This window comes from Vasconcelosia minhoensis LEGE 07310 (genome assembly GCF_015207255.1).
Lineage (GTDB): Bacteria > Cyanobacteriota > Cyanobacteriia > Phormidesmidales > Phormidesmidaceae > Vasconcelosia > Vasconcelosia minhoensis.
In genome coordinates this window covers 1-1,265 of record NZ_JADEXG010000156.1, presented here as the reverse complement: position 1 = coordinate 1,265, position 1,265 = coordinate 1, and the positions used below count along the sequence as shown (strand labels likewise).

1 protein-coding gene is annotated in these 1,265 nt (G+C 57.5%); it reads right to left on the bottom strand.

The window, feature by feature from the left end:
- Nucleotides 1-40: 40 nt before the first annotated feature.
- The gene (locus IQ241_RS25235) at nucleotides 41-1,240 is read right to left on the bottom strand and encodes an RNA-guided endonuclease TnpB family protein (protein ID WP_193912575.1); all 1,200 of its coding nucleotides are present in this window, start codon (nucleotides 1,238-1,240) and stop codon (nucleotides 41-43) included.
- Nucleotides 1,241-1,265: the final 25 nt, after the last annotated feature.

Below are 1,265 nucleotides of genomic sequence, written 5' to 3'. Positions count from 1 at the left end.
TTGACATGCTCCCCGCCCTGAAGGCGCGGGGATTCTCCGGCTAGGAAATCAGACACAGCTGTTCTCCGTACGGGTGGCTAGACAGCTCAACGCCCACTGCCCCTAACGGGGTCTGACACGGGCTCCCTGTCCGTTTAGCGTCGTGGGCAATGGCCTGCCCCGACTGATTGATATTGCGAGCAGCATTGATATCCCGGTCGTGCCGGGTACAGCAGCTGAGGCAAGCCAGCTCTCTAACCGAAAGGTCGAGCTTGCCCCATCGGTAGCCGCACTCAGAACAAAGCTGAGAGGTCGGCTGCCAGCGGCTGATCACCTGCACCTGACGGCCCAGCCGCTTGGCTTTGGACTCCAGCAGCGTCCTGAACTCCCGCCAGCCTGCCTGAGATATGGCCCGTGACAGACGGCGGTTCTTGAGCATCCCAGAGACGTTGAGATCTTCGAGGCAGACCAGTTGGTTTTCCTGAATCAGCCGCGTCGATACCTGATGCAAAAAGTCTTTGCGGGTGTCTCTGAGCTGCGCCTTAAGCTTGGCTATCCGCAGCCGGGAACGCTCCCGGCGCTTAGAACCTTTTTGCCTGCGGGAAAGCTGGCGCTGCTCCCGCCGAATCTTGCGCTCTAAGGTGGAGTAGTCGGGCGCTTGAACCGACTCCCCAGTACTCAAAGCTGCAAACGTTTTGAGTCCCAAATCCACCCCGACTGAAGCCGACTGAGCGGGCAATTGCAGTGGTTCAGGTTCGACCACAAAGCTGAGGAAGTATCGGCCAGAGCGATCTTTGATCACCGTGACCGATGACGGCTCAGACGGCAAGGGTCGAGACCAGCGAGTTTTGATTTCGCCAATCTTGGCCAGGTAGACTTTAGCTGCTTGCAGTGAGAAGCCCCCCCGAGTGAACCGGGCCGTCTGCCGGTTGCCTTTTTTCTTGAACCGGGGTGACCTCACTTTCGGCCCTTTGCGCTCTCCTTTCAAGGAAGCAAAAAAGTTCTTGAAGGCCACCCCTAGATCGGCAATGGACTGCTGAAGCGGGATGTTCGACACCTCACCCAGCCAAGCCCGCCCGTCTGTGCGCTTCGCCTGGGTGATGCAGGTCTTTTGCAAATCGCCATTCTTTGGCAGCTTCTCAGCTGCCCGACACAGCGCTAGGGCATCATTCCAAACGACCCGACAGCAGCCAAACAGCTGAGCCAATTTGGTCTGCTGTTGCTCAGTAGGGTAGATTCTGTACTGATATCGTGCTTTCATGGGTATATTGTACCATTGGTCTGCA